The sequence below is a fragment of the Saliniradius amylolyticus genome (assembly GCF_003143555.1).
GTDB lineage: Bacteria > Pseudomonadota > Gammaproteobacteria > Enterobacterales > Alteromonadaceae > Saliniradius > Saliniradius amylolyticus.
Genome location: NZ_CP029347.1, coordinates 1354359 through 1380880, shown reverse-complemented (window position 1 = coordinate 1380880; position 26522 = coordinate 1354359). Strand labels below are relative to the sequence as shown.

Genomic DNA, 26522 nt, shown 5'->3' with positions numbered 1-26522 from the left:
GTTTTAGTTTAGCTTGTCCAGCAAAATTGCTAGGCTAAGCGCCATAATAATAAGCTATGGAACACTTATGACCGATCAGAAAACTAAATACAGTCTCACCACCCGAATTTTTATTGGTATGCTCGCCGGAATCCTTGTCGGTTCCCTACTGCGAGCCCTGTTTGATGATAGCGGAGATTTCGCTTTTCGTGTATTCGGGCTGCAGATTTCTACGTATGGCCTTTTAGTCGACGGTATATTTACCGTTATCGGTCAGATATTTATCGCCAGTTTACAAATGCTGGTGGTCCCCCTGGTGTTTATCTCACTGGTCTGTGGCACCTGCCATTTAAGTGAGCCCAGTAAGTTAGGCCGACTCGGGGGCAAGTCTATTCTACTGTACATTGGAACGACGGCCATTGCCGTGACGTTGGCATTGAGTGCCGCGATCTTCTTCCAGCCCGGCGGCGATGTCACCATGTCCAGTGACACCACCTACGAAGCCAACGAGGCACCTTCTCTTTCTCAGGTGATCATCGATATGTTTCCGACTAACCCCATTAATGCCATGGCCGAGGGCAACATGCTGCAGATCATCGTGTTTGCCATCTTGTTTGGTATTGCCATCGCCATGAGCGGTGAAGGCGGTAAGCGAATTGCCAATGTGTTTGAGGACTTTAACAAGGTGGTAATGCGTTTGGTAACCATCCTGATGAACATTGCGCCCTATGGGGTCTTTGCACTGATGGCTAAACTCTTGGCAACGGTAGACTTTCAAATTATTGGCGAGCTGGGTAAGTACTTTGCGCTGGTCCTGGCGGTATTGCTGTTTCACGGCTTTGTGTCCTACTCGGTCATCCTCAAGCTGTTTACCGGCCTCAACCCGCTGATTCTGTTTCGTAAGATGCGCGATGCAGCGCTGTTTGCCTTTAGCTCTTCGTCGAGCTCGGCTACTTTACCGGTAACCTTAGAAACCGCCCGCAATAAACTGGGTGTTAAGAACACCGTATCTTCCTTTACGGTTCCTCTGGGCGCCACCATCAATATGGATGGCACCGCCATTATGCAGGGTGTGGCGACCGTATTTATCGCTCAGGTATATGCCGTCGACTTGAGTGTGGCGGACTACCTGATGGTCGTACTGACCGCTACCCTCGCCTCTGTGGGTACGGCAGGCGTTCCGGGCGTTGGTCTGATTATGCTGGCAATGGTGCTAAACCAGGTGAACCTGCCAGTAGAAGGCATTGGGCTGATCATCGGCGTGGACAGGCTGCTGGATATGACTCGAACCGCCGTGAATGTCACCGGTGACTGCACTGTGGCCTGCATTGTTGGCAAGAGCGAAGGCGAGCTGGACGAGTCGGTATTTAACGACCCTGATGCAGGTTACAAGGAAGAAGAAGTCGATTTCGACCACTTTGAACGCAATAAATAGAGTGTATCTACTTTAATGGGTGCCAGATTGTGCACCCAAGGATCAAAAAAGCCACTCGTACGAGTGGCTTTTTTATTGGCCTGTTGGCGTATCAGTATTTGTAACTGTCCGGCTTAAACGGGCCATCGGCGCTTACGCCAGTATAGTCGGATTGCTCTTGCGTCATTCGGGTAATCACGCCGCCAAAGCCTTCCACCATATCCTGAGCCACTTCCTCGTCCAGCTTCTTAGGCAGTACTTTGACATAGAGGCTGTCGGCTTTTTGGTCTGCCGGTAACTCAGCAAACTTACCGTCCCACAGATACATTTGCGCCAGCACCTGATTGGCAAAAGAACCGTCCATAATCCGCGAAGGATGGCCGGTAGCATTACCCAGATTGACTAAGCGACCTTCCGCCAGCAGCAGCAGGTGATCATCGGTGGCTTTGTTGCGATAGACTTTATGGACCTGGGGCTTGATCTCATCCCATTCCCAGTTGTCACGCATAAACTTGGTGTCGATTTCATTGTCGAAGTGGCCAATATTACAGACGATGGCACCGCTTTTCAGACATTGCAGCATGTGTTTATCACAGACATTCACGTTGCCTGTGGTGGTCACTATCAGATCCGTATTGCCCAGCAGGTCCTTGTTGATGCTTTCCAGTGTCCCGTCGTTCTGACCATTGATATAAGGCGACACCACCTCAAAACCATCCATACAGGCCTGCATGGCGCAAATGGGGTCAATTTCTGACACCTTAACGATCATACCTTCCTGACGCAGAGACGCCGCCGAACCTTTACCCACATCGCCGTAACCCACGACCAAGGCTTTCTTACCAGAGAGCAGGTGATCGGTGCCACGCTTGATGGCATCATTCAGGGAGTGACGGCAGCCGTACTTGTTGTCGTTCTTGGACTTGGTGATGGCATCATTAACGTTGATCGCGGGCACCTTCAGCTCACCGTTTTTCAGCATCACCTGAAGTCGGTGGACGCCGGTGGTGGTTTCCTCCGAGATGCCGTGAATATTATCCAACAGTTGCGGGTATTTGCTGTGTACCATTTCGGTCAGATCACCGCCGTCGTCCAGAATCATATTGGCATCCCAGGGCTTATCACTGCCCTTGCTTTCCAGAATGGTCTGTTCAATACACCATAAGAATTCTTCTTCGGTCTCGCCTTTCCAGGCAAACACCGGAATGTCAGCGGCAGCCATGGCGGCGGCGGCATGGTCCTGAGTGGAAAAGATATTACAGGATGACCAGCGCACCTCCGCGCCCAAGGCGGTAAGAGTTTCAATCAATACCGCCGTTTGAATGGTCATATGAATACAACCCATGATTTTGGCGCCTTTCAGCGGCTGCTGATCGGCGTATTTACGGCGCAGTGCCATGAGCGCCGGCATCTCACTCTCGGCAATAGTGATCTCCTTGCGGCCCCACTCAGCCAGAGAAATATCCGCCACTTTATAGTCGTTAAACTCACTCATTATTGTCTCCTAGATGGATAGGTAAAACGATGCCAAACGCTTGGCTACGCCCAGGGTAATTGTAGCTTCTGCCACAACCGATCGAGCAGGCTTTCTGTGCCCACACTCACAGACTGACCCAGCTTCTCGGCCAGGTTCTTGCGGGTTTTAAATTCAACTTTGTAAATCTGACGCTCTTTGTTAGCGGCAAACAAAAAATCATCGGAGGTCTTAATTTCGTCCACCAGTTCCATAGTTTTGGCTTTTATGCCATACCAATATTCCCCCGTGGCCACACTGCCAATGTCCAGCTTGGGGCGGTGTTCACTGACAAAATCTTTAAACATACCGTGCACTTGTTCCAGTTCTTCACGGAATTTCTTTCGACCCAGATCATCATTTTTGCCGAACAGCGTCAGAGTACGCTTAAATTCGCCAGCGGTGTGCTGCTCAAAGTCGATGTAGTTCTTATCCAACAACCGGTGAAAATTAGGCAGCTGAGCAATAACACCAATGGAGCCGACAATGGCAAAAGGCGCGCTGATAATTTTATCGGCCACACAGGCCATCATATAGCCACCGCTCGCGGCCACTTTATCCACTGACACGGTCATTTTAATCTTATGATCCCGGAATCGCTGCAGCTGGGAGGCTGCCAAGCCATAGCCGTGGACCATACCACCGCCACTTTCCAGGCGAACCAGCACTTCGTCGTTGTCCTCGGCCACACTCAAAATGGCACTGACCTCTTCCCTTAACTGTTCGACTTCCCGGGCGTCAATGGAGCCCTTAAAATCTATCACGAAGAGCTTATTCTGCGCTTGTTCATTCTTGCTTTGCTGTTTTTGCTCTTTCTTACGCGCCTTATGACGCTTCTTCAACTCGTTTTTGTCCAGCAGGACGTGCTGAGCCTGCTCCACCATATGATCAAGTCGTTCCGATAACGACGTAATTTCTAATTCGCCCTTATTGTGTTTATGCCGGTTCGCCAAGCCCATAATGCCGCCCACCGCCAGTAAAATCGCCACGACAATGGTGATGGCTTGCAATAAAAACAGGCCGTATTCATAGAGAAATTGCACCGTTGTTTTCTCCTTTTTCGATATTGAACCCCTTAAGAGGGCGAATTTAACACAAAAAAAGCCGGACAAGTGTCCGGCTTCGTCAATTAACGGTGAATCGCTAGATTATTGAGCAATCACCGCTTCATTGGAGATAACAATGGCACCGTTACTGAGGAATGCACCTACCTGTGTCTGCATCTCAGAGGTGGCAGCCGCACTGCTGGACGGGTCAAGCAGTGAACTGTGCCCACCTTGGTTAAAGCGCACAGCGCCCTCACCGACGGTGGTACTCACGATGTTCGGCAGTCCCAGTAACTGAATCAGTGGCTCGGTGCCCGCCAGTGGCAATGACGTGCTGTTGGGAATCACCTGATCCGGTAAGTTCTGCTCACTACCATCACCGACAACTTCGATAAGGTGCACATTGGTGTTCTCAGCGACCGTTGCCGCATAGTTATTCGGATCAGCGGCATCCACCACAGTCTGGGCTGCAAATGCGAAACCAGCGAACGTGCTCTCAATTTCTGCCTTTTGAGCGCCGCTCAGGCTCTGTTCAAACAAAGGATAAAACTGAGCAGCTGCGCTCACGGGATCGGTCAGACCATTTTCCACCATGTACGCTTGTAACGCTTGCTGGAAGTCTTCTGACGATGCTGCCAGCAAAGAGCCTTTAACAACCGGACCGAAAGTGGGTGAATCCAACAGGAAGCCGGCAATACCACCACCTGGCATCGCCAGTGTCGCCGACTCCATTGCCGTCATGGAGGCAAAGTCAGCCAGTTGACCATCCAGTTCACTATTCGCGATAGCGAGCGCTGCAGTACCGGTAATACCACCCAACGAATGCCCTACATAGGATACGGCGTTTGGATTGATAGTCACCTGACCGGTAGCGTCGTTAAGCGCATTTAGGCCTAAACGTAACGCCAGGGTATCGGCGATGCTCTGGCGCAGGTTATCCCGGGTAACAAGCAAGTTCGCCAGGTTCATATAGGCCGTTGCACTGCCCGTTGTGGCATTCACCTGACCAAAACCGCGTTCACCATGCAAAGGGTGGTCGATCGCGACAGTCGCAAAGCCAAACAGTGACAACGCCCCAGTCATAGCCAGCATGTCCTCTTTCTTGGACGTGATACCGTGCTGCAAGATCACCACCGGCCAGCCGTTCTCAGGCATAGCGGCAATCGGCTCGAGACCTGGAGTGCTGGCAGCAACCATATTCTGGAAGGCCAGGTTCGGTACAGTATACTGAACCGGAACATCCTGTACTGACTGTTGTTCTGGAATCGGGTTGTACTTGGTCAGGTGACGAGGGTCATCAATACCCACGGCTGACAGATTAAGGTCAAACAGCTGGCCGTCGGACAGAGCCTGACACAACGCATTGTTCTCGCCCACGGCTCCCGCGGCGATGAGTTGCGTGACTTGCTCCTGGCCCATAGCCTGTAGCATTGCGCCAGACGTACAGGCCGCACGCCACCATTGATCCATCGGCATATCTGCACTGGAGTAGTATGGTAGCGACGCACTACCAACGGCTAAATCCGCGGCGCAGAATGCACCAAACTGCCCCACCAGTTGACCGGCAGTGGGGTCGCCCGCGCCTGCCGCAGTAAATAAGTTGCTGCAATTATCCAGACCTGCGGCCTGAATGCCTGCTAACTGGTCTGCGGGCAAAGACACTTGTAGAATTTGCGGATATACAGAGCCTGCGGCAACAGATGCAGTCACTTCTGGCAGTGTTCCTGCTGCTGCGGCCTGCGCTTGCTGGAGAGGCAAGCCTTGCCCCAGCGCTCCCTGCAATGTTTGAGCGTACTCCCCTATTTCCATCTTACGAATGGTGGACAATACTTCGCCGGTTGACTGAGTCGAGAAATAAGCCGCATAGGACACACGCTCTCGCACCAGACCCCGATCTTCCAACAATGGAATAAAGGTATTTACAATACCCTGAAGCTGTAGCTGGTCCGGAGTAGCCAGAGGATTGACCTCAGGGTCCTGTTTGACCAGATCCCAGGTGGTTGACCCCTTTACGGCATTACCGGCACTGTCTCTTAACGATTCTGTCATTGCCAGTACATAACCCTGGCCGGACTTGAGTGGTTTAAGAGGAACTACATTAATAGTACCAGAGGATGGATCGGGCATTTGGGCCACATAATCCACACCATAAACCAGTTCATCACCCAGTTCACAAGGTAAGCCCGGGGCACCCGCTTCGGCTGCGATGCCCTGACAAATTTGCGACTCACCTTCCAGCGCCTGAGTAGCCTCGTAAATATGAATGGCGTCCATCAGGGTGTCTTCGTTCAAAGATGACCCCTCAGGTACATTAATATTAATGGTAAAAGGATGCTGTGTTGACCAACCGTCCAGCGCACTGAGCGCATGTTGAGGATTACCCGGATCAAACTCCGCGACACTGACAGTATTGATAGTGAAATCGAAAAGATCACCATTTGGAATCATCAGTAAGTCATTGGGAACATTGAGGTTACTGGCAGCTGGATCGAAAACGATTCTAGATGTGGGTGGCGTTGGTGACTGCTCGGCCTCATTTTGCAGCTCTTCGAGCGTCTCTCCGCCGCCGCAACCCGTCAGTCCCAGCACTGTGGCAATGGTTGCACTTAATACGAGTTTTTTCATTGTGTCTCCCCAGGATCCTATTGTTGTTTTTATCCACCGCCATGACCGCATTGGCCCGGTTGGTATCATTGCTGTTTTAAACTGGTCGTAATCAATGACGTTCGCCAACATGTACGACCAGTTGCATTATTCACAATAGTATTGGCTTTACCTTGGTTTTGCAAAGGTTTGTTAACCAATTGTTAGCTCAATCATTAATCCTATAAATGCAACCACAAACAAGCAGTTAACTGATAAAATGAAGTAAACCAAATAATGGGTATTAATCATGTTTGACTACCAACCAAAGACCAATGAACTAAGGGATAAAGTCATTCTGGTAACCGGTGCCGGCGATGGTATCGGCAAAGTCGCAGCGAAAACCTATGCCAGTTTAGGCGCTACCGTGATTTTACTGGGACGCACTACCAGTAAGCTGGAAACGACCTATGATGAAATCATCGCCGACCAAGGCCCGGAGCCTGCTATCGTGCCACTGGATCTCAAAGGCGCAACCCTCAGCCATTACCAACAGATGAACGCGACCATTGAACAAGAATTTGGCCACTTGGACGGGCTGTTACATAACGCCAGCCTGCTCGGCCACCTGCGCCCGTTCAGTCAGATCCCGCTCGACGAATGGCAGGAAGTCATGCAGGTCAATGTGACTGCCGAATTTATGATGACCCAGGCCCTGCTGCCGACGCTGCAAAAAGCCGAAAAAGCCTCGATCATCTTCACCAGCTCTGGTGTGGGTCGCAAAGGCCGTGCTCACTGGGGCAGCTATGCGGTATCTAAATTTGCCACCGAGGGCATGATGCAAGTGCTGGCCGATGAGTTTGAAAACAGCTCGATGCGCTTTAACTGTATTAACCCCGGCGCCACTCGCACCGATATGCGGGCCTCGGCCTACCCTGGCGAAGATCCCAAGACATTGAAAACGCCAGAGCAAATTATGCCGCTGTATTGTTATTTAATGAGTGATGCCAGCGCTGAGACCACCGGCCAGAGCCTGGATGCGCAGCCCAAAAGGTAACCTCATTACTTGATGACAGATACGACAAAGCCATCGTTCACAGGCTAGCCGTAACTCCTTCCTTGGAGCTGCACAGGGCCTGTGAACGATGGCTTAGTTTTTTCTTAATTAAGCAAAGCGTCCGCGACTATTCCTTAGCCTCAATCTTGGCCCAGGTATCTCTTAGCGTTACGGTACGGTTGAACACCGTTTTTTTCTCGGTGCTGTACTTGTCCTTGCAGAAATAACCGATACGCTCAAACTGCAAGGCTTTGCCGCGAGGCACCTCGTTCAGGCTAGGTTCGATAATGCCGGTACGAACCACCAGTGATTCCTCATTAATGGCGTCGGTAAAGACTTCTTCAGCCTGGGGATTGGGCACCTTAAACAGACGATCGTATTCACGAATTTCCGCTTCTACACCGTGTTTGGCAGATACCCAGTGGATCACGCCTTTAACCTTGCGACCATCGGCCGGGTCCTTACCCAGAGTGTCAGGATCGTACGAGCAATAGACAGTCGTGACATTACCTTCGGCATCCTTTTCGACGCGCTCAGCCTTGATGACATAGGCATTGCGCAGGCGCACCTCCTTGTCCAGCACTAAACGCTTAAACTTCTTGTTGGCCGACTCGCGAAAGTCTTCCCGTTCGATATAGAGTTCACGACTAAAGGGCACTTCCCGCTGACCCATCTTCGGATCATTAGGGTGATTGGGGGCGATCAGCATCTCCTCGGCGTCTTCGGGATAATTCTCAATCACCACCTTGATGGGATCCATGACCGCCATGGCCCGGGCGGCATGCTGGTTCAGATCATCGCGGATGCAGGATTCCAGTACCCCCATCTCCACGATGTTGTCCATCTTGGTAACCCCAATGCGTTTACAAAACTCTCGAATTGAGGCTGGTGTGTAGCCACGGCGGCGCAAACCGGCAATGGTCGGCATCCGTGGGTCGTCCCAGCCATCCACATGCTGCTCTTCTACCAACTGAATCAGCTTACGCTTGCTCATGATGGTGTATTCGAGATTCAGGCGCGAAAATTCATACTGACGCGGACGCGCATCGATGGTGATGTTATCCAACACCCAGTCGTATAAACGGCGATTATCCTGGAACTCCAGAGTGCACAGAGAATGAGTGATACCTTCCAACGCATCGGAAATACAGTGGGTAAAATCGTACATGGGGTAAACACACCATTTATCCCCAGTCTGGTGGTGATGCGCGAATTTCACCCGATACAGAACAGGATCACGCATGCACATAAAGGGCGAGGCCATGTCGATCTTAGCCCTTAACACGCACTCACCTTCTTTGTACTTACCGGCAGTCATATTCTCAAATTCCGCCAGATTCTTCTCTACCGGTGTGTCTCTGTAGGGACTGTTCTGCCCCGGTGCTTTCAGGGTGCCACGCATTTCACGGATGGTGTCTGGATCGCTGAAATCCACATAGGCAAGGCCTTTTTCAATCAGCTCTTTAGCAAAGCCGTGCAACTGGTCAAAATAGTTCGATGAATAACGGGGCTCACCCAGCCACTCATATCCTAACCAGTGCACATCGTCTTTTATGGAGTTCACATAGTCGATGTTTTCTTTTTCGGGATTGGTGTCATCAAAACGCAGATTGCACTCGCCCTGATAATCTTCCGCAAGTCCGAAATTCAGACAGATCGACTTGGCATGACCAATATGCAAAAAACCATTGGGCTCAGGCGGGAAACGGGTATGCACATGATCATGCACACCTTCGGCAAGGTCTTTGTCGATGATTTGACGAATAAAATTGGTCGGACGGTGCTCGGTCTCGGCCATGGATGCTATCCCCTGCTAACACACTGAAAAATAAAGCGAGCATTATAACAGTTCAGGCGCTAAAAACAGCAGGGACTTATATCAATCGTCGCTCAACAACCAATTCAACGCATCATCATGATAGGTAAAAAACTTGACGTCGCCGGACACGAACCAGCCGCCAATTTTGGCCGCCATCTCCTGCCAGTTTTTATTGCCCCAGATGGCAACTTTCTTAAACTTCTTACCATGGGCCATGCCCAGCTTAAAGTCATCCCAGGCTGCGCGCAGCTCCCAGCCCTCCATGTGAGTCGCATCCACAAACACTAAGCCCCTGGGTTCCTCCAGGCCGTCCAGCGCCGACTCCAGTAGCGGAGTAATCTGCTTATAATCCTCATGAGTCAGCTTCCCCACCGCTTTAAGAGTCAGAAAAAAGTCCTCACCGACTCGTTCTATACCTACCGACAGGCCATGCCGTTCAATACTCATGCCGCCCCCTTTTGCTTTTATCTCAGGCAAAGTGTAGACGAGCCAGCGCGTGTTGATGCTTAACTTTTCGTTTCTAACAGCTCGGAGACTTTTGTGCCGGTCGTAAAGTGCTGTCGACACACGGTCTCAGCGACCGAGTCATAGAGATTGTCGATATCTTCGGAGCCCATAAACTGCTCGCTAAAGCCCGGCATAACCGGGTCCAGATGCAGGCGCGTCACATTGATAAAGTGAGCGATCAGTTCCTTAATATTTTCAGTGCCCACAGCGATGCGCAGTGTGGTCAGATAAATGCCGGCCTCTTGCTGCTCTTCCGGGCCCATTTCCGAGTGTGACGTGAGGGCCGGACAGAGCACAATAGTATTGTTCTGCCCGATACTCACCTGATGACTGAAGGCGGGCTCCAGAGCGTCGAAAAAGCGTACAAAGGTATCACGGCACAGGCCCGCCTTTTCCATATCAATGGTAAACAGCGCACAAGGCCAGCCATGACGGAGCTGCTTTTCCCGAATTGCCGCATTGTGATTGTGACTCAGACTATGGCAATGCACCTGTATATCGGGGTGAGAATCGAGAAACTGACTGAGCACCTGTGTATTAATGCTCTTGATCATGATGCGCTGTTCCAGGGTCTTCATGCCAGTTAGCACATCAAAGGCCTTCTCCGAATCCAGGAAGGCTCCCTTGATGTAATACACATCCCAAAACAGAGTACGTGACCAGTCATAGCCATTGATACTCTCGCCTTTGGGTTGGAACATCTTATAAGTCTCACCAATCACCACACCGGCGGTGGTGGCGCCACTACCACAAATGTCTTTGGTATAACTGTGCACCACATAATCGGGGCGCTCAGTCTTATCCTTGCGTTGTAAGGGCTGATGCAGTACCGGCGTAGCCAGCGTTGAGTCCAGAATGACCTGATGACCCCCCTTGTGTGCGGCTTTACTGATCCCGGCCACATCCAGAACATAACCGTGAGGGTTACAGGGTGACTCCAGATACACATGCAGCTCATGGTCCTGCAGCCGTTCGCGATACTTAGCCTTCACCTCCTCAAGGCGCAGTTTAAAGCTGTTGGCATCATAACCGTCGAACCACTCCAGTTGGATATTGAGGCGCTTTTCACGGGCGTAGTAATCATGCAGCAGCTGGTATACGCCACCATAAACATTGCGCGATACCAAAAGCACATCGCCATGACTGAGTACATTGGAGAGCACCCCATCGATGGCGGCCATTCCAGAGTTGAAGTTCCAGGCCAGATAATCGGCCGAATAAGGCCCGGCCTCGAGGTCCACAATGGCATTGGCCAGACTAATATTGGTGGGATTTAACAAGCGCGAATAAATTTGATGGGTAAATTCCTTGCCCTGAAAAGCATCGTCCACCCATTCAGTACAAGCATATACGTATGTGGCGGTACGCACGATAACGGGTGTGGCAGAAAACAGCGCGGTAACATTGTCGAACAGCGGATAATGGCTCTGCCCTACCTGGGTGCCATTGTGCAAATGCAGGCTTTGGAAAGTCGCACGAAACGGGTTTTGCAGCGTATCCAGAATTTTAGCAATCTGAAACGAAAGAAACTTTTTGGCATTAAAGTAGGCGATTTTATCTTTACGACTGAGATCCCCCAGTGTCTGATTAGTGATCTGCCACAATTCGCTAATATCCAGCTGCGCCTCATAAAGATGCCGCGCCGTGCTGAGCAGAGTGCGACCATAATCCGTATTCGGGTCAACGCCGAAATGATCCAGCTGCTCCGCAGCCAGTTCATCTACAGAGTGACTGCGGGTGGTATTGCGTTTGGGTGAGAGTAATTTTGCTGCTTTCAGGGACTGCTGCTCGCGCATAACAAACCTTTTTTACTTATTATTTGCATTCTATTAAACAGCAATTGGCTCTGACTGGCACCCCAGACGGGAACAGTCATAGAGCAACCTGGCAGCTTTTATTTACGGTGCATACAGCAAGTGGTCGCAGCGGGTATCAATATGGCTGAGCTTAGGCTGGCTTGTTCAAAATTCTGAACAGTAGCAATATTAACCACAGCAGATGATTAGGGCTAAAACAAAACAGCCCGCTAAAAAGCGGGCTGTTTACCGTGTTACTTGGTGAGGTGGCTTACCAGCCAGTGGCTTCGCGCAGTGCCTTACCAATATCAGCCAGGGAGCGAACGGTTTTTACGCCAGCCGCTTCCAGTGCCTTAAATTTATCATCAGCAGTGCCCTTACCGCCGGCAATGATGGCGCCAGCATGGCCCATACGTTTGCCTGGAGGCGCGGTAACACCTGCGATGTAAGATACAACCGGTTTAGTGACGTTGTCCTTAATAAAGGCCGCTGCCTCTTCTTCGGCAGTACCGCCGATTTCACCGATCATCACGATGGCTTCGGTTTCCGGATCTTTTTCGAACATTTCCAGAATGTCGATAAAGTTAGAACCTGGAATCGGATCGCCACCGATACCCACACAGCTGGACTGACCGAACCCTTCGTCGGTGGTTTGCTTCACGGCTTCATAAGTCAGCGTACCGGAACGAGATACGATACCCACTTTACCGGGCTTGTGAATATGGCCTGGCATGATGCCGATCTTGCACTGATCCGGCGTAATCACACCCGGGCAGTTAGGACCGATCATACGTACGCCTTTGCTATCGACGTACTCTTTCACGTACAGCATATCCAACGTCGGGATACCTTCGGTGATACAAACGATAAGTTCAATGCCTGCATCCGCAGCTTCAATAATGGAATCTTTACAGAAAGGCGCAGGAACATAGATAACAGTCGCTGTCGCGCCGGTGGCTTCAACAGCTTCGCGCACGGTGTTAAATACCGGCAGACCCAGATGAGTAGTGCCACCCTTGCCTGGCGTCACACCGCCAACCATCTGTGTACCATAGTCGATGGCCTGCTCGGAGTGGAAGGTGCCTTGTCCGCCAGTAAAGCCCTGACAGATAACCTTAGTGTTTTTATCGATTAATACTGACATTATTTGCCCTCCGCAGCTTTGACCACTTGCTGTGCCGCGTCAGTCAGACTGGAAGCAGCAATGATATCCAGACCGGAATTGGCCAGAACTTCACGGCCCAACTCGGCGTTGGTGCCCTCCAGACGAACCACAACCGGAACGTTGACGCCAACTTCTTTCACTGCACCGATAATACCTTCGGCAATCATGTCACAGCGAACAATACCACCGAAAATGTTCACCAATACCGCTTTCACATTGTCGTCAGACAGGATGATCTTAAAGGCTTCGCCAACGCGCTCTTTGGTCGCGCCGCCGCCCACATCCAGGAAGTTAGCCGGCTTACCACCGTGCAGGTTTACGATGTCCATGGTACCCATAGCCAGACCCGCACCGTTCACCATGCAGCCGACGTTGCCGTCCAGCGCCACATAGTTCAGTTCCCACTTAGACGCATGAGCTTCGCGCTCGTCTTCCTGAGAAGGATCGTGCATGCCCTGTACCTTAGGCTGACGGTACAGTGCGTTGCCATCAACACCCAGTTTGGCATCCAGACAGTGCAGATCGCCGTCTTCTTTAATAACCAATGGGTTGATTTCGATCAGTGCTACATCTAAATCTTCAAACATCTTCGCCAGACCCATGAAGATCTTAACGAACTGCTTGATTTGTGCGCCTTCCAGACCCAGTTTAAAGGCAATTTCACGCGCCTGGTATGGCTGAGCGCCTACCAGAGGATCGATTTCTGCCTTTAGAATCTTTTCCGGAGTTTCTTCGGCGACTTTCTCAATCTCAACACCGCCTTCGGTAGAAGCCATAAAGACGATACGGCGAGTACCACGGTCAACAACAGCACCTAGGTACAGCTCCTTACCGATATCAGTGCAAGATTCAACCAAAATTTTATTAACAGGCTGACCTTTCTCATCCGTCTGGAAAGTGACCAGGTTCTTACCCAGCCAGTTTTGCGCAAAATCGCGGATCTCGTCTTTGGTTTTAACCAGTTTTACACCGCCGGCCTTACCGCGACCGCCAGCGTGGACCTGACATTTAACTACCCATTCGTTACCACCAATACGCTCGGCCGCTTCTACGGCACCCTGAGGCGTATCAGCAGCATAGCCTTCGGATACGGGTAACCCGTATTCGGCAAATAGCTGTTTGCCCTGATATTCATGCAAATTCATGGTGTTCGTTCCGTTGTTTTGAGTGAGAAAGTTGCATAGACATGCAACCGACTCACAAGATTATAAAAGTAAGCCGCCACAAAAGACAGCCCCGACAGCGGGTCGGGGCTTTAGGTGGCGATTAAATGTCCAACAGCAGGCGGGTCGGGTCTTCCAGCAACTCTTTAATGGTTACCAGGAAGCCAACAGACTCTTTACCATCTATTATACGATGGTCGTAGGACAGAGCCAGATACATCATTGGCAGAATTTCCACCTTGCCATTGACCGCCATAGGACGTTCCTGGATCTTGTGCATACCCAGAATGGCGCTTTGCGGTGGATTGATAATCGGCGTTGAAATCAGCGAGCCAAATACACCACCATTAGTCAGGGTAAAGTTACCGCCCTGCAAATCATCCATGGAAAGCTTGCCATCACGACCTTTTAAGGCCAGCTCACGAATGTTTTTCTCGATATCAGCAAGTCCCATCTGGTCACAGTCGCGCACGACCGGCGTTACCAGGCCGCGAGGCGTGGATACCGCGATAGAGACATCGAAATAATTATGGTAGCAGATGTCGTCACCATCAATGGAGGCGTTCACCTCAGGGAAGCGTTTCAAGGCTTCAGTAACGGCTTTAACATAGAAGGACATAAAGCCAAGACGGATGCCGTGCTTCTCTTCGAAAACGTCCTTGTACTGCTTACGAATATCCATGATCGGCTTCATGTTCACCTCATTAAAGGTGGTCAGCATGGCCGTGGAATTCTTAGCCTCGAGCAGACGCTTAGCAATGGTCTTACGCAGACGGGTCATGGGCACGCGCTTCTCAGTGCGGTCGGCCATGCCGGTTGCCGCTGGCGCGTCGGCCGCTTTCTCGGCTTTATCGTCTGACTTCGCCTTATCGCCGCCGGATTTCAGGTGCTTTTCCACATCTTCTTTGGTGATGCGGCCATTTTTGCCTGTGCCCTTAATCTTAGCCGGATCCAAGCCTTTCTCAGACAACAGACGGCGCACCGAAGGGCTCAGCGCATCGCTACTGCCCTCATCCTCACTGCTGCTCTCTGACTGAGTCTTTTTGTCATCAGAAGAGGACGCCTGACCACCGCCAGCCTTAAAATTAGCGATAACCTGTTCAGCTTCAACGGTGGTGCCTTCTTCAGCCAAAATCTCACTGACCGCACCGTCGGCAGGTGCGACGACTTCTAATACTACCTTGTCAGTCTCAATATCCACCAGATTCTGATCGCGGGATACCTGCTCGCCTGGCTGAACATGCCAGGTGGCTACAGTGGCATCGGCAACAGACTCAGGCAAGGTCGGCACTTTGACCTCCATGGATTCGCCTTCGGCGTCGTCGCTGTCTGACTTAGACTCTGCCTTATCACCGTCTTTACCGTCAGCCTTATCGTTCTTTTCTTCTTTTTTGTCATCGCTGCTTGAAGACTCACCTGAGGCGCCTTCTTCAAGCTTACCGATAACCTGCTCACCATTGACGGTGGCACCTTCATCTTCGAGGATTTCGGCAATCACGCCATCGGCCGGTGCGGATACTTCCAGCACCACTTTATCGGTTTCAATATCCACCAGATGCTGATCACGGGTTACGCTGTCACCCGACTTTACATGCCAAGTGGCAATGGTCGCGTCAGCAACGGATTCTGGTAGTACCGGAACTTTAATTTCTACACTCATTGTGGTCCCTTATTTTGTCGCAAGTGCATCTTCGACCAGCGCTTTTTGCTGGATATTATGCACGGAAACGTAACCCACGGCCGGCGAAGCTGACGCCGGACGTCCTGTATAAGTTAATTTTGCCCCATCCGGGATGGCGGCATAGAAATGGTGCTGGCTGCAATACCAGGCACCCTGGTTTTGCGGCTCTTCCTGACACCATACAAAGTCGGTGACGTGTTTGTATGGCTCCAGCACCTCAGCAATCTCATCATGAGGGAACGGATAAAGCTGCTCAATACGAATAATGGCAACGTCATCCTGTTCGTTCTTGCGTCGTTGGTCGAGCAGGTCGTAATACACCTTACCGGAGCACATGACCACACGCTTGACCTTCTTAGGATCAAGATCGTCAATCTCAGCGATAACGTTGTGGAACTGCCCTTCGGCCAACTCTTCCAGTGACGAAGTCGCCTGAGCGTGACGCAACAAGGACTTCGGTGACATCACAATCAATGGCCGACGCATAGGACGCAGCATCTGACGGCGCAGCATGTTAAACACCTGAGCCGGCGTCGATGGTACACACACTTGCCAGTTGTGGTCGGCGCTCATCTGTAAGAAGCGCTCCAGTCGCGCCGAGCTGTGTTCTGGCCCCTGCCCCTCATAACCGTGAGGCAAGAGCATTGTCAGGCCACACAAACGGCCCCACTTCTGCTCACCGGAGCTCAGGAACTGGTCGATAACCACCTGAGCACCATTGGTAAAGTCGCCAAACTGCGCTTCCCAAATGGTCAGGCAATCCGGCTCTGCAGTGGAGTAACCATACTCGAAGGCCACCACCGCTTCTTCCGATAATACCGAGTCGTAGATCTCCATCGGGCCCTGGCCTTCCCGGATATTCTGCAACGGCATGTAGGTCTCGGCATCCGCCTGATTATGCAGTACCGCATGCCGGTGGAAGAAGGTGCCCCGGCCAGAGTCCTGCCCGGTCATACGAATACGCGAGCCGTCATCGACGATCGTGGCGTAGGCTAAAGTCTCTGCCATACCCCAGTCCAGTTTTCGCTCGCCATCGATCATGGCTCGACGGTCTTTATACAACTTAGCGACCCGACTGTTCAGTTCAAAGCCTTCAGGGATGGTGCAGATGCGATCGCCCAACTCTTTGAGTTTGTCCAAACCGATCTCACCTTTGTAAGGTGTATTCCAGTCGTGGCCCAGATAAGGTGACCAGTCCACCGAATGCTCGGTCATCGGACGCCATTCATCCACCACACAAGCCCCGTGATCCAGAGCAGAGCGATAATCGGATACCAGCTTTTCCACCTCGTGCTTATCAATGGTGCCTTCGGCTGTCAGTTGATCGGCATAAATCTGTCGAGGTACTGGGTGCTTTTTGACCTTCTTGTACATCAGGGGCTGAGTGGCCGAGGGCTCATCGGCTTCGTTATGGCCATGACGGCGATAACACACTAAATCAATCACCACATCCCGCTTGAACGTGTTGCGATAATCCAGTGCCAACTTAGTCACAAAAACCACTGCTTCAGGATCGTCGGCATTCACATGGAAAATTGGCGCCTGGACCATCTTGGCGATATCTGTACAGTAGGGCGTCGAACGGGTGTCATCCAATTTGGACGTGGTAAAACCCACCTGGTTGTTAATCACAATGCGTACCGTACCACCGGTTTGGAAAGCGCGGGTCTGAGACATATTGAACGTCTCTTGCACCACGCCCTGTCCGGCAATCGCAGAGTCACCGTGAATGGTGATCGGTAACACCGTAGAACCGTCTTCACAGCCGCGACGATCCATACGCGCACGCACCGAGCCCATCACTACCGGGTTAACAATCTCCAGATGTGAAGGGTTAAAGGCTAACGCCAAATGCACATTGCCACCTGGGGTAGCGTAGTCCGATGAATAGCCCATATGGTACTTCACGTCACCCGAACCGAGTGATTCGTCGTGTTTCCCGGAAAATTCATCAAACAGGACGGAGGGGTTTTTACCCAGTACATTCACCAACACATTCAGGCGGCCACGATGAGCCATTCCCACAACCACCTCTTTGGCACCCTTTTCACCGGCATGGCTGATGAGGTTTTTCAGCATCGGGATCAGCGCATCACCACCTTCCAGCGAAAAACGCTTAGCGCCCGGGAACTTAGAGCCCAGGTATTTTTCCATGCCGTCAGCCGCGATCAGGCCCTTAAGGATATTGATCTTGGCATCGCGGTCAAATTCAGGTTTGGCCTGCACCGATTCGAAGCGCTGCTGAATCCAACGCTTCTGTTCGGTATCGGTGATGTGCATGTATTCTGCACCCACCGACCCGCAATAAGTTTGATTCAATGACTTAAACAGCTCACCCAGGGGCATGCTGTCTTTGCCGACTTTATAAGAGCCGACATTGAACACCGTGTCAAAATCTGATTCGCTCAGTTCGTGGTGGGCCAGTTCCAGATCACGCACCCGATCCTGCTTCCACAAACCCAGAGGGTCGAGATTGGCATTTTGATGCCCACGGAAACGGTAGGCGTTGATCAGTTGCAGCACCTTGACCTGACGGTCGTCGGTAGCGGCACCGGTTGCACCCGCCGCACTGACTCGTCCCATGGGCCCCAGCTTCGCCTGTTCGCGAAACTGCTGGCGGATATCGCTGTGCTTGGCTTCCAGCTCTACCCCTTCCACTTTCGGGAGACGGTCAAAAATCGTGCGCCATTCGTCCGATACGCTTTGCGGATCGTCGAGGTAGGCCTCGTAGACTTCCTCTACGTAGGCTGCGTTACCTCCAGCCATGTGGGAGGAATCCCACCACGCTTTCATCACGCTTTCTAGCATTGTTGTCCCTTAGTTCGTAAGACTCAGCAAATAACAAAAAAATAGCCACCCTCCACGGATGGCTATTTAGTATTACTACGCTGTGATATCAGTTGCCTGTATCACTAACGTCACTAAACAGCCCGTTGCAATAGCATAGACTTGATCTGACCAATCGCCTTAGTCGGATTCAACCCTTTCGGACATACGCTGACACAGTTCATGATGCCATGACAGCGGAATACACTAAAGGCATCATCCAGTTCATTCAGACGCTCTTCGGTGGCCGTATCACGGCTGTCGGCCAGGAAGCGGTATGCGTGCAGCAAACCAGCCGGGCCGATAAACTTGTCCGGGTTCCACCAGAATGATGGGCAAGATGTAGAGCAACAAGCACATAAAATACACTCATACAGCCCGTCCAGCTTATCCCGCTCTTCCGGCGACTGCAAAAACTCACGCGCCGGCGGGTTCTTGCCATCGTTAATCAGGAACGGCTTCACCTTCTCGTACTGGGTGTAGAACTGGCTCATGTCGATAACCAGGTCGCGAACGACTGGCAATCCAGGCAATGGACGGATCACAATCTTACCCTTGCCTAACGCCGACAGAGGAGTAATACAGGCCAGACCGTTTTTGCCATTCATGTTAATACCATCGGAGCCACACACGCCCTCGCGACAAGAACGGCGGAACGACAGCGTCGGGTCCTGCTCTTTGAGCTGAATTAACGCATCCAGCACCATCATGTCCTGACCTTCGTCCACCTCGAGCTGGTAATCCTGCATCCGGGGCGCACTATCAACATCCGGGTTGTAACGGTAAATGGAAAATTCTAATTTCATCGTTATACCACCCTATCAATAAGTCCGAGCTTTCGGCGGGAAAGCCTCGCGAGTTTTCGGAGACATGTTCACCTGGCGCTTGCTCATCTGCTCGGTCTCAGGAGAGTAGATGGTGTGACACAACCAGTTCTCATCGTCTCGATCCAGGTAGTCTTCCCGGCTGTGAGCGCCGCGGCTCTCGGTACGGAAGTTCGCCGCAACAGCTGTGGCGTATGCGGTTTCCATCAGGTTATCCAGCTCTAAACACTCGATGCGCTGAGTATTGAAGTCAGAGCTCTTGTCGTCCAGACGAGCGTGTTGCAAGCGCTCCCGGATCTCTTTCAGTTCGGCCAGACCATTGGCCATGGCTTCACCTTCACGGAACACCGAGAAATTCATCTGCATGCACTGCTGCATGTCTTTCTTAATCTGTACCGGATCTTCGCCTTTCTCTGAGCCTTCCCAGCGATTGAAACGCGCCAGAGCAGCGTCCAGATCAGAATCCGACGCCTGACGAGGCGTACCAATTTCATCCAGCGCCTCACCCAGATGCATACCTGTAGCACGGCCGAAGACCACCAGATCCAGCAGCGAGTTACCGCCCAGGCGATTCGCCCCGTGCACCGACACACACGCGATTTCACCGCAGGCAAACAGGCCATTCACGACCTTCTCATTGCCTTCTTTATCCATAGTTAGGGCCTGGCCATGAACGTTGGTCGGTATACCCCCCATCATGTAGTGACAGGTTGGAATGACCGGAATAGGTTCTTTAACCGGATCCACGTGAGCGAATGTACGGGACAACTCCAGAATGCCAGGCAGACGAGATTCGAGTACCTCTTTACCCAGGTGATCCAGCTTCAGCTTAATGTGAGTCCCCCAGGGACCATCACACCCACGACCTTCGCGAATTTCCGTCATCATGGAGCGAGCTACCACGTCTCGGCCGGCAAGGTCTTTGGCATTCGGAGCATAACGCTCCATGAAGCGCTCACCGTCTTTATTCAGCAGGTAACCACCTTCACCGCGGCAACCTTCCGTTACCAGCGTTCCGGCACCGGCAATTCCCGTTGGGTGGAACTGCCACATTTCCATGTCTTGCACCGGTACACCTGCACGCAGTGCCATGCCAACACCATCGCCGGTATTGATATGAGCATTGGTCGTTGACGCATAAATACGACCTGCACCACCGGTGGCCAGTACCACGGCTTTCGATTTAAAATAAACCACTTCGCCGGTTTCAATATCAATGGCGGTACAGCCAACGATATCGCCGTCTTGGTTTTTCACCAGATCCAGCGCATACCACTCACTGAATACCTTGGTCTTGTTCTTTACATTCTGCTGATACAGCAGGTGCAACAGCGCATGACCGGTACGGTCAGCTGCGGCAGCGGTACGAGCAGCCTGCTCGCCACCAAATTCTTTTGACTGCCCACCGAAAGGACGTTGATATACTTTGCCGTTTTCAAAGCGGGAAAAAGGCAGGCCCATATTTTCTAATTCAAGAATGGCCTTAGGACCGGTTTCACACATGTATTCGATGGCATCCTGGTCACCGATGTAATCTGACCCCTTGACGGTGTCATACATGTGCCATTGCCAGTTATCTTCATGGGCATTGCCTAGTGCAACGGTTATCCCACCCTGCGCCGAAACCGTGTGCGAGCGAGTTGGAAACACTTTAGACAACAAGGCACAGGATTTACCGGACTGAGAAATCTGTAAGGCGGCGCGCATTCCCGCACCACCAGCGCCGATCACGACGGCGTCAAATTCATGTACTGGAATACTCACTTACACACCCCACAATACGAACAGGCCTACCGCCACATAGACGAAAGCCAATAAATTCAACAAATACTGAACAACCATGCGAACACCGGTGGCTTTAACGTAGTCAGTCAATACCTGCCACAGACCGATGCGCACGTGAAGCATGATGGAAACTAATGCTGCGAAGGTGAAGACCTTCATCGCCAGACCGGAAAACAGACCACGCCAAAGTTCATAAGTCAGATTTGGCGTTGATACAAAGAACCACAGCATAAAAATGGCAAAAGCCGCCATTATCACTGCGGTGGCGCGCAGGGTCACAAAATCCTGAACCCCATTGCGTTTTAAACTCGCTTTATTGGTCACCATAATGCCACTCCCAATACTACTGTCAGCACAATCCACAGACCGATGACAGCCTTCGCACTGTTATTACCGGACTCCAGCTCTTCCCAATAACCCATATCCATCACCATATGGCGCAAACCGCCCAACAGATGATAGGTAAAAGCAGAGGCTGTACCGATGGCGATGATTTTGCCCACCACACCGTTCATACACTCTGACACCATGGCGAAGCCGTCCGCAGACGATACCGACACGGCCCATGCCCAGATTACAAACAGCAAGGCAAAAAACATGGCCACACCGGTCACACGGTGAAGGATGGATGAAACAGCAGCGGGAGGAAACTTAATCGTATTGAGTTCTAGATTTACTGGTCTTTGTTTATTCACGACTTGTTGCCCGTTTTACCCTTTGGGGTTTGAATTTCAACGTCATTCCGGTGCGCAAAAATGTCACTGGCATGACATCTCGGTTAATCCGGTAATTGTTATCATTTTGTAACAGCAAAATGTTAAAAAAAAGCTACAACCACCGAGACTTAAACGCAGCAGAGTATATCTAGCTGCCACAATAATTACAATTTTTGTTACTGGCTATTGTCCAGATAGAATCTGTCTCATGCTCGACGTCATTATCAGGCAATACGCCAATTTCTGGGCTAGGATCATGACTGATTCTTTTTCTGTGGCTATGCCACTTTAGTTGCATAGATATCGACCAAAAACGCATTTAAATTGACTTGACGGCTCATTATCAGTACAAATAGCCGCACTTTTTCATGCTGATTGGAACTTTTCGCACTTTTGAACCTTGGCGAAAGCCACATCGTATAAGGTCCGACGAGTTTTTCAATTGACGACAGACGCAATCTGAAGGAGAGCATCTTATGGCAGATAACAACGCCATCCTAAAAGTAGGCGACAAGGAGATTGAGCTTCCTGTGCTATCAGGAACCGCAGGACATGATGTCATCGACGTGCGTAACCTGGGTAAACACGGTTACTTCACTCACGATCCTGGCTTCACCGCCACCAGTTCCTGCGAATCTGACATCACCTACATCGATGGTCAAAATGGTGTTCTGCTGCACCGCGGCTACTCTATCGAAGAACTGGCCCGGGACGCCGAGTTTCTGGAAGTTTGCTACATGCTGCTACACGGTGAAGCACCGTCCGCTGAGCAGTACGCCGAATTCAAGCATACCATCACCCACCATACCTTGGTGCACGATCAGGTGAACAACTTCTTCCGTGGTTTCCGCCGCGATGCACACCCTATGGCTATGCTGTGCGGCACAGTCGGTGCCCTTTCGTCATTTTACCATGACGACCTGAACATTCATGACCCCGAGCAGCGTCTGCGTAGCGCCTATCGCTTAGTGGCAAAAATGCCGACGCTGGTTGCCATGTGTTACAAGTACAACATTGGTCAGCCGTTTGTTTATCCCGATAACAGCAAATCCTTTGCCGAAAACTTCCTGAATATGATGTTCTCGGTACCGGCGGAAGAGTACAAGCCAAGTGCTGCGGTTGTGCGCGCAATGGACCGTATCTTCACCCTGCATGCCGACCACGAACAAAACGCCTCAACCTCAACGGTGCGTTTGGCCGGCTCGTCGGGCGCCAATCCCTACGCCTGTATCGCTGCTGGTGTTGCTTCACTTTGGGGCCCAGCACATGGCGGTGCTAACGAAGCCTGTTTGAACATGCTGCAGGAAATCGGCAGTGTGGATCAAATCCCCACTTACATCGAAAAAGCCAAAGACAAGAACGACCCTTTCCGTCTGATGGGCTTCGGTCACCGGGTATACAAAAACTATGACCCTCGCGCGACGGTAATGCGTGAAAGCTGTCATGAAGTTTTAGAAGAGCTTAACATCGACGATCCTCTGCTGGACGTGGCCATGGAACTGGAGCGTATCGCTCTGAGCGACGACTACTTCAAAGAGAAGAAGCTTTTCCCCAATGTGGACTTCTACTCTGGTATCGTGCTGAAGGCCATCGGTATTCCAACCAATATGTTTACCTGTATCTTTGCTCTGGCACGTACCGTGGGCTGGATCTCCCACTGGCACGAGATGCTATCTCAGCCAGGCCAGAAGATTGGTCGTCCTCGTCAGCTTTACACTGGCGAAGCACAAAAGCCGTACCAGCCGATCAAGAAATAGGTCGACAATCAGAAGACTTAAAAAAACGCCGCGCAATGCGGCGTTTTTTTGTTTAGGCTATAAACACTTAGTAATAACAGCAGGACTAAAATGTCTTTTCCCCTAACCGCCCTGGCGTTATTGGCTGTGGTGCTGGCGTTTCTGCTCACCCGCCGGGCCCTGGGCAGCTTTCTAAACCGCGTTATGGACACCAAAGAGGCCAGCATTCAGCGCAAACAGTTAGTAGAACGATTGGTACGGCTGGCCCATAGCCTGGCGTTTGTAACTCTGCTGCTACTGACACTGGGTATCGACTATCAGAATCTGATGCTGTTTGTGTCCTCCACCTTCGCCATTTTAGGTGTTGCCCTGTTTGCCCAGTGGTCGATCCTCAGTAATATTACCGCCGGAGTACTGATCTTCTTTAACTTCCCCTACAAGGTGGGGGACAGCGTGCGGGTGGTCAATAAAGACTATGATGTCACCGGAACCATCAAAGAGATCACCACCTTCCATGTGCTTATCCAGCGCCAGGATGGCGAACTCATCACTTACCCCAACAGTTTGCTGCTACAAACCCCAGTGGTGAAGTTACCTCAAAATCCCGTAGACGCTAAACCCGAGTCCATAGAATCTGACTAGGAAAACTGATGCCAAACATAGATAAAGTCTCACTTGCTCATTTACCCACACCACTTGAGTTTCTGCCGCGTCTGACGGAAGCCCTGGGGGGCCCCGATATCTGGATTAAACGGGACGATCAAACCGGTTTGGCGCTGGGCGGCAACAAGACCCGTAAACTTGAGTACTTGCTAGGTGATGCCCTGACAAGCGGAGCCGACACCATCGTCACCGCCGGCGCAATTCAATCCAACCATTGTCGCCAGACCGCCGCGGCTGCCGCCAAGCTGGGGCTGGATTGCCATCTGGTACTCGGCAGTGAACCGCCAGATACTGTCACCGGAAACCTTCTCCTGGACCAGTTATTTGGTGCCAAATTGCATTGGGCAGGCAGAGAGCGAAGGGGCGAGCCGCTGTCTGAATTAGTCAGTGAGTTAAAAGCCCAAGGCCGCTCACCTTATCTGGTCCCCTATGGAGGCTCCAATCCTATCGGCGCTCTGGGCTATGTCGAGGCAATCAAGGAATTAAAACAGCAAAATGGCCCGGAATTCAGCCATATCCTGTTTGCTTCATGCTCTGGTGGCACCCATGCAGGAATGCTGGCTGGTCAGGCCAAATATGGACTTAATTCCAAGATACTGGGTATTCGCATCGACAAACAGGATCCTATGGATGGTCCTTATGAACAGCAACTGACCAAACTGACTCAACAAACTACCCGGTTACTCACCCCCGAAGTCACCACCGATAAAGTGCAACTGAACAACGACTATATGGCTGGCGGTTATGCTGTACTGGGCCAGCAGGAAGTCGAGGCCATTCAAATGCTGGCGCGCACCGAAGGCATTTTACTGGACCCTGTCTACAGTGGTCGCGCCTTTGCCGGCCTGGTGGATCTGGTTCAACAAGGCTTTTTTGATAGCGATAAGCCCGTATTGTTCTGGCATACAGGGGGCAGTCCAGCTTTGTTTGCCTACCACCAACAACTGAGTGCCTGATTCCCCAACGGCCTGGCGTCTTCTAAGTACGATAGGGACTCTCGCCAACAATTAGTGTTTTTAGCCAACAAGTTTTAAACCTTTTGTTAATTCGCTGCGACTAACAAAAATAAACTCATGATATAAAAGGAATTTCTATTTTGGCACAGGCTGTGCAACTAAAACGACTAAATACTCTCTAATTGGGGCTTTTCGGGTCCATTACTTATTCAGGGGAAGAACAATGTTAACCAGTTACCGAATGCTATTTGCCACTGTGGCCATTGCGGGCAGCGCTTTACTCAGCGGCTGCAACAGCGCCGGTGCCAGTGCCGATCATCAAAAAGAAGAAACGGAGACAGTGGCCATTCCAGTGGAAACCACGGGTCTTAAAACCGGTGATATTTCCTCGGCCTACTCCACTACCGCGATTCTGGAGGCTAAGGAAGAAGCCTTCGTTGTGGCAAGAGCCTCCGGCATTATCCGCGAGATTCTAGTGGAAGAAGGCGACTATGTGCAGCAAGGACAACCCCTGGCGAAGCTAGAAACCGAGCGTTATAAGCTCAACCTGCAAAAAGCCAAAGCTAATCTTGCCGGTATCGAAAAGGAATTAGCCAAGGTTAAGGATATGCACCGCCGACAACTGGTCAGCGACGATGTCTACGACAAACTCTCCGCACAGTATGATGCTGCCAAAGCTAACCTGGAAATCGCCAAGCTGGACCTGTCAGAAACCACCATCACCGCGCCCATCGCGGGTTTTATCGCCGAGCGTAACGCTAAGGTGGGTAATCTGACCGAATCATTCCAACGTGAGCGCATGTTCCATATTGTTCAGCAGAAGCAACTCTACGGTATCGTGCATCTCCCCGAAAAGGAGCTGCCCCGAGTGCATGTGGATCAAGCCGCCAGCCTGAGCATTGCCGCTTTGGGTGACGCTCAGGTCAGTGCTTATGTGGAGCGCATCAGCCCCGTTATCGATGCAACTACCGGTACCTTTAAGGTCACCCTGCGGGTACCCAACGAAGAGAACCGCCTTAAAGCTGGCATGTTTTCCGAGGTCAGTCTCAACTACGACACTCACAATAACGCCACCTTGTTGTCTCGCCGGGCGGTGATCAATCAGGACAATCGCACCAATGTGTTTGTGGTTAAAGATGGGGTCGCTTCCAAGGTGGAAATTAAAACCGGCTATCAGCAAGGCGAATGGGTGGAAGTCCTTAGTGGACTCAACGGCGATGAGCAAGTGGTGGTTACCGGCCAACACAACCTCAAAGACGAAGCCCCTGTCGAAATCGTTAACAGCTAAGGAAC

General features: G+C 51.4%; 20 protein-coding genes. 6 read left to right on the top strand and 14 right to left on the bottom strand.

The features are described from left to right. The first annotated feature begins 67 nt into the window (after nt 1-67). Complete coding sequence (locus HMF8227_RS06430) at nt 68-1414, top strand: dicarboxylate/amino acid:cation symporter (protein WP_109339388.1); 1347 nt, start codon at nt 68-70, stop codon at nt 1412-1414. 91 nt (nt 1415-1505) lie between these two features. On the opposite strand, the gene ahcY is transcribed toward HMF8227_RS06430, so the two are convergent. The 3 genes from ahcY to HMF8227_RS06415 form a co-directional block, all read right to left on the bottom strand. Then, nucleotides 1506-2888 (bottom strand): adenosylhomocysteinase, encoded by a 1383-nt coding sequence (gene ahcY / locus HMF8227_RS06425; RefSeq protein ID WP_109339387.1) that lies wholly within the window; start codon nt 2886-2888, stop codon nt 1506-1508. Between the two features lie 44 nt (nt 2889-2932). Next, complete coding sequence (sohB, locus tag HMF8227_RS06420; protein ID WP_109339386.1) at nt 2933-3949, bottom strand: protease SohB; 1017 nt, start codon at nt 3947-3949, stop codon at nt 2933-2935. Between the two features lie 105 nt (nt 3950-4054). Then, on the bottom strand, nt 4055-6577 hold the full coding sequence (locus tag HMF8227_RS06415) for a VolA/Pla-1 family phospholipase (protein WP_109339385.1): 2523 nt from the start codon (nt 6575-6577) through the stop codon (nt 4055-4057). A 268-nt stretch (nt 6578-6845) separates the two neighbouring features. On the opposite strand from HMF8227_RS06415, the gene HMF8227_RS06410 reads away from it, so the two are divergent. Beyond that, nucleotides 6846-7592, top strand: coding sequence for a YciK family oxidoreductase (locus tag HMF8227_RS06410; protein WP_109339384.1), 747 nt, complete (start codon nt 6846-6848; stop codon nt 7590-7592). A gap of 127 nt (nt 7593-7719) precedes the next feature. Here the strand turns inward: HMF8227_RS06410 and glnS are convergent, their stop codons facing one another. The 11 genes from glnS to sdhC all read right to left on the bottom strand — a co-directional run bounded on the left by glnS (nt 7720) and on the right by sdhC (nt 21853). Then, on the bottom strand, nt 7720-9390 hold the full coding sequence (glnS, locus tag HMF8227_RS06405; RefSeq protein ID WP_109339383.1) for a glutamine--tRNA ligase: 1671 nt from the start codon (nt 9388-9390) through the stop codon (nt 7720-7722). Between the two features lie 81 nt (nt 9391-9471). Continuing rightward, nucleotides 9472-9858 carry a SpoIIAA family protein gene (locus HMF8227_RS06400; RefSeq protein ID WP_109339382.1) on the bottom strand — a complete coding sequence of 129 codons (387 nt, stop codon included), beginning with the start codon at nt 9856-9858 and terminating at the stop codon, nt 9472-9474. A 59-nt stretch (nt 9859-9917) separates the two neighbouring features. Next, nucleotides 9918-11714: a trans-sulfuration enzyme family protein gene (locus tag HMF8227_RS06395; RefSeq protein ID WP_109339381.1), complete on the bottom strand. Its 1797-nt coding sequence runs from the start codon at nt 11712-11714 to the stop codon at nt 9918-9920. Between the two features lie 271 nt (nt 11715-11985). Beyond that, complete coding sequence (gene sucD / locus HMF8227_RS06390; RefSeq protein WP_109339380.1) at nt 11986-12858, bottom strand: succinate--CoA ligase subunit alpha; 873 nt, start codon at nt 12856-12858, stop codon at nt 11986-11988. After that, nucleotides 12858-14024 (bottom strand): ADP-forming succinate--CoA ligase subunit beta, encoded by a 1167-nt coding sequence (gene sucC, locus HMF8227_RS06385; protein ID WP_109339379.1) that lies wholly within the window; start codon nt 14022-14024, stop codon nt 12858-12860. The genes sucD and sucC overlap by 1 nt, the downstream gene beginning before the upstream one ends. 121 nt (nt 14025-14145) lie before the next feature. Beyond that, nucleotides 14146-15702 carry a 2-oxoglutarate dehydrogenase complex dihydrolipoyllysine-residue succinyltransferase gene (gene odhB, locus HMF8227_RS06380; protein ID WP_109339378.1) on the bottom strand — a complete coding sequence of 519 codons (1557 nt, stop codon included), beginning with the start codon at nt 15700-15702 and terminating at the stop codon, nt 14146-14148. A 9-nt stretch (nt 15703-15711) separates the two neighbouring features. Continuing rightward, on the bottom strand, nt 15712-18531 hold the full coding sequence (locus HMF8227_RS06375) for a 2-oxoglutarate dehydrogenase E1 component (RefSeq protein ID WP_109339377.1): 2820 nt from the start codon (nt 18529-18531) through the stop codon (nt 15712-15714). Between the two features lie 113 nt (nt 18532-18644). Beyond that, nucleotides 18645-19355, bottom strand: coding sequence for a succinate dehydrogenase iron-sulfur subunit (locus HMF8227_RS06370; RefSeq protein ID WP_109339376.1), 711 nt, complete (start codon nt 19353-19355; stop codon nt 18645-18647). 15 nt (nt 19356-19370) lie between these two features. Further along, complete coding sequence (sdhA, locus tag HMF8227_RS06365; RefSeq protein ID WP_109339375.1) at nt 19371-21137, bottom strand: succinate dehydrogenase flavoprotein subunit; 1767 nt, start codon at nt 21135-21137, stop codon at nt 19371-19373. Continuing rightward, nucleotides 21138-21485 (bottom strand): succinate dehydrogenase, hydrophobic membrane anchor protein, encoded by a 348-nt coding sequence (sdhD, locus tag HMF8227_RS06360; RefSeq protein ID WP_109339374.1) that lies wholly within the window; start codon nt 21483-21485, stop codon nt 21138-21140. After that, on the bottom strand, nt 21479-21853 hold the full coding sequence (gene sdhC / locus HMF8227_RS06355; protein ID WP_109339373.1) for a succinate dehydrogenase, cytochrome b556 subunit: 375 nt from the start codon (nt 21851-21853) through the stop codon (nt 21479-21481). Before sdhC ends, sdhD begins: the two co-directional genes overlap by 7 nt. A gap of 497 nt (nt 21854-22350) precedes the next feature. On the opposite strand from sdhC, the gene HMF8227_RS06350 reads away from it, so the two are divergent. The 4 genes from HMF8227_RS06350 (at nt 22351) to HMF8227_RS06335 (ending at nt 26517) form a co-directional block, all read left to right on the top strand. Further along, complete coding sequence (locus tag HMF8227_RS06350) at nt 22351-23631, top strand: citrate synthase (RefSeq protein ID WP_109339372.1); 1281 nt, start codon at nt 22351-22353, stop codon at nt 23629-23631. A gap of 90 nt (nt 23632-23721) precedes the next feature. Further along, nucleotides 23722-24252, top strand: a complete 531-nt coding sequence (locus HMF8227_RS06345; protein WP_162558519.1) for a mechanosensitive ion channel domain-containing protein — start codon at nt 23722-23724, stop codon at nt 24250-24252. Between the two features lie 8 nt (nt 24253-24260). Continuing rightward, a complete protein-coding gene (locus HMF8227_RS06340; RefSeq protein ID WP_109339371.1) occupies nt 24261-25229 on the top strand; it encodes a D-cysteine desulfhydrase family protein in 969 nt (322 codons plus the stop codon). Nucleotides 25230-25452: 223 nt separating this feature from the next. Then, nucleotides 25453-26517, top strand: a complete 1065-nt coding sequence (locus HMF8227_RS06335; RefSeq protein WP_109339370.1) for an efflux RND transporter periplasmic adaptor subunit — start codon at nt 25453-25455, stop codon at nt 26515-26517. Nucleotides 26518-26522 lie beyond the last annotated feature (5 nt).